Origin of the sequence: Actibacterium sp. (assembly GCF_041584535.1) — a bacterium.
Classification (GTDB): Bacteria; Pseudomonadota; Alphaproteobacteria; order Rhodobacterales; family Rhodobacteraceae; genus Actibacterium_D.
Genome location: NZ_JBFHDW010000254.1, coordinates 1 through 3,850, shown reverse-complemented (window position 1 = coordinate 3,850; position 3,850 = coordinate 1). Strand labels below are relative to the sequence as shown.

General features: G+C 63.5%; 3 protein-coding genes. 2 read left to right on the top strand and 1 reads right to left on the bottom strand.

What is annotated here, in order from left to right:
* Both ABYW26_RS11750 and ABYW26_RS11745 read left to right on the top strand, forming a co-directional pair.
* Positions 1–795, top strand: a 795-nt coding sequence (locus tag ABYW26_RS11750; RefSeq protein ID WP_372605074.1) for an ATP-binding cassette domain-containing protein, incomplete at its 5' end; no start/stop codon positions are given.
* 161 nt (positions 796–956) lie between these two features.
* A complete protein-coding gene (locus tag ABYW26_RS11745) occupies positions 957–1,736 on the top strand; it encodes a hypothetical protein (protein ID WP_372605073.1) in 780 nt (259 codons plus the stop codon).
* An 18-nt stretch (positions 1,737–1,754) separates the two neighbouring features.
* Here the strand turns inward: ABYW26_RS11745 and ABYW26_RS11740 are convergent.
* Positions 1,755–3,850 (bottom strand): efflux RND transporter permease subunit (locus tag ABYW26_RS11740; RefSeq protein WP_372605071.1); only part of this gene is annotated, 2,096 nt, incomplete at its 5' end.

Genomic DNA, 3,850 nt, shown 5'->3' with positions numbered 1-3,850 from the left:
GATCATGAGGTCGCCGACGCGCCCGATGCACGCGCGCTGAGTCTGCAGGGCGCAAGCGTGCGATTCGAAAACGTGAGATTCTCCTATGACGCGCGTCGCCCCATTCTCGATGGCGTCAGTTTCGAAGTGCCCGCGGGCAAGACCGTTGCCTTCGTCGGTGCGTCCGGTGCCGGCAAATCCACCATCAGCCGATTGCTGTACCGATTCTACGATGTCGATTCCGGCGCCGTGAGCATCGACGGGCAGGATGTGCGCGAAGTGACGCAAGCCTCGCTGCGCGCGGCGGTGGGGATCGTTCCGCAAGACACGGTGTTGTTCAACGACACCATCTATTACAACATCGCTTATGGTCGCCCCGACGCCAGCCGCGCCGAGATCGAGGCCGCCGCCAAGGCCGCCAAGATCTATGACTTCATTGCCAGCCTGCCCGACGGGTTCGAAACCAAGGTGGGCGAGCGTGGTCTGAAACTGTCGGGCGGCGAAAAACAGCGGGTCGGCATTGCCCGCACCTTGCTGAAAAACCCGCCGATCCTGTTGTTGGACGAGGCGACCTCGGCGCTGGACAGCGAGACCGAGCGCGAGATTCAGGCCGAACTGAAAGCCATGGGCGAGGGTCGCACCGTGCTCAGCATCGCGCACCGCCTGTCGACCATCGTCGACGCGGACGAGATCTTGGTGCTTGAGAACGGCCTTGTGGTCGAGCGTGGCCGCCACGAGGCGCTGCTGGCGCTTGGCGGGCGTTACGCCAGCATGTGGGCGCGCCAACAGGCCGAAGAGGAAGAACAGGCCGCTTGATCGCGGACTTGGGCAAGGCACAAACCCACCCCTATTTTAGCACGGATCGCTGTCACCGGCTCTGAGATGCCTCAAAGACGCGACACCGGAACTGGCCAAGACTTCCCTATTGGTTCTCGCGCTTGAATGGCGCGGGAACGCAGCATGTGGGAGGAAAAGTCATGACGCTGCATTTGATGAAAAGGCTGGCCGTTGCCGCCATTCTGGCGACTGCGCCGGTCATTTCCGCCGAACAGGCCGGGGCTGAAACCTATGTCGGCAAGACCGTCGAAAGCCGGATGTTGCTGGCGTTCAAAGCCAATGACACGGCGGTTCAGGCGGTGATGCCCGAGGGTTGGAAGGCGATCACCCTGCCCAAGGGACCGCTTGCGGGCGCGAATTTCTTTCTGGTGGTGATGGATCAGACCCTGCGGCTGGATCCCGAGGGCAAGCCCGACACGCCCGCCAAAAGCCGCGTTGGGGCGTTCTTTGGCTATGGCGTAAGCCCCGATGTAAAGGCGCCGCGGATGTATCTGACCCGCATCTACGAACCTGCGCCGGTTCTGAACCCCTATGACAATTCGATCGCGGCCGGCTTCACCAAGACGGCGACGAAAGAGCTGACCGAGGACGGCAAGGACATGCGCTCGGAAAGCTGGACCATCGCGCCCGAGGGGGGCGGCGAGGTGGCCTTCTCGGTCAGCTATGCCGCGGGTGTGCCCAGTTGGAGCATCGACAACACCGCCCAGCCGTACTCGGCCGTCAAGCCCGACTTTTTCCACATCTACCGCTACAGCCAACTGGCCGAGCTGCTGATGAGCAAAGGCATGGGCAAGCCGCTGGCGGGCGAGGCCAGCCACAGCGTCAGCGTGCCGGAACTGGCGGGCATCTTTGACGGGACCGAGGAACTGGTCGCGATCCTGTCGGTGCCGATCTACGTTCGGGATACGTTCGAACCCTGATGAAATCGGGCGCGCGGCTTATTCGGCCGCGCGCACCGCTTTGTCATCCGCGGTCTGCGCCCGGTCCTGATCGTCACGCGACTGGCGCAGGGCGGCAAGCTGTTCCTCGCTGGCGGCGGGGGGCGCGTCGGTGGCCGGGGCTGTGGGGTCGTCCCAGATCAGTTCGGGCGCAGCCAGTTTGCGGGCCGCGCGGTTCAGCGCCCGGTCGCGTGCGGCACGGCTGCCCGATCCGCCCGACACTGCCGCGATCAGCCGCAACAGCGCCGCCACATAGGTGTTGAACCACACTCTGAGCGCCAGCATTGATGGCGTGAAGATCAGCGTCAGCACCGTGGCGATGCCAAGGCCGAACACCACTGCCGTGGCCAGTTGCTTCCACCACAGCGCGGTCGGGCTGTCGATCGAATAGCCGCCATTGATAAAGTCAAAGCTCAGCCCCCACATCATCGACGCAAGGCCCGCCATCGTGGTGACGGTGGTCAGCAGAACCGGCCTGATCCGCGCCTCGGCGGTGCGGGTGATCGCCTCGATCCGGGGCATATATTGGCTGAATTCCTGATAGGTATCGATCAGAACAATGTTGTTGTTCACCACGATCCCCGCCAGCGCCACGATCCCGGTGCCGGTCATGATGATGCTAAAGGTCTGATCCATGACCAGCATCCCGATCAGCACGCCGGTGGTGGACAGAACCACCGCCAGCAACACCAGCGTCGCATTATAAAAGCTGTTGAACTGTGCCAGCAGGATGATGAACATCAGCCCCAGCGCGCCCAGGAAGGCCTGGCTGAGGAAGGCCTGACTTTCCGTCTGATCCTCTTGATCGCCGGTCCATTCCCAGTCGATCCCGGCAGGCAGCGGTTTGTCGGTTTTCAGCCACTGGGTCAGCAGCTCGATCCGCTCGGTCGGGTTCATCGGCTGACCGGCATCGTTGATCATGTCGGCATCGACCCCGGCCTTGACGTCGAAAAAGCGGTTGCCGTCGACGCGGGTGATCCGGCCCAGTTTGGCCACCGGCTTGCGGGTGATGAAATTCGACAGCGGCACAAGGCCCGAGGCGGTGCGGACCTTGAGACTGTCCAGCGTCGACAGCACCCGGTCCTTTTCAGGCAGGCGCACGCGGATGTCGATTTCCTCGTCCGAGCTGGGCACCCGCATCTGGTCCAGCAACAGCCCGCGCGTCACCAGTTGCACCATGCCGCCCACCGTGGCGACGTCGGCGCCATAGCGCCCGGCCTGTTCGACATCGACGTCGATCTGCCAGTCGATGCCGGGCAGGGGCAGGGTGTCTTCGACATCGGTCAGGCCCGGCGTGTCCTCGAACCGGGCGCGCACGATGCTGGTCGCGGCCAGCAGGTCGTCCCAATTGTCGCCTTTCAGACGCAGATGCACCGGCTTGGCCGAGGCCGGGCCCATCGACAGATCAAGGATCTCGGTCTTGATGCCGGGGATGTTGTGCAGCGCGGCACGCAGGTCATCCAGCACCAGATTGCCGTCCAGCTCGGGTTTGTCCTTGCGGTTTTCCCATGGCACCAGTTCGATCTGGACCTGCCCGACCGTGTCCAGCGGCGGTTGCGCGCCGCCGGTGTTGGCGTTCAGGCCGCCGTCGCCGGCAAAGGCAAAAGCGTTCTCGACGCCGGGATGTTGCAGCGCGATCTGCTCGACCTGTTTGACCAGCGCATCGGTCTGGATCAACGACAGGTTGCCGCGTGCGCGGACATAGATGATCGCTTGCTCTGGTTCGGATTCGACGAAGAATTCGACGCCCTTGTTGTGCTGGCCATAGGCAATGAACACCATCACCACCAACGACACCACCGCCGCGATCGACACGACCGGCATGATCGGGTTGCCAGCGATGAAATGGATCACCTTGCCGAACATGCTGCGGCGATAGCCGGCGCGGATCTTGGTGCGCGGGCGGTGGATGTGGGCGGCGGTCAGGGTGACTGAACTGCCAGCAGCACCAAGGCCGAACAGCACGGCGCCAAAGATCACACCGCCAAGGCCACTGCCGCCCAGATAGGACGGATTCAGCATTTGCAGGCAGCCAAGGACCACCAGATACAGGGTCACCGGCACCATCGCGGCCCGCGCCCACCACGGCAGCGGTT

Excerpts from the sequence above, each read along its gene's own strand:
- ABYW26_RS11745 (WP_372605073.1), top strand. The coding sequence starts at position 957 with ATGACGCTGCATTTGATGAAAAGGCTGGCCGTTGCCGCCATTCTGGCG.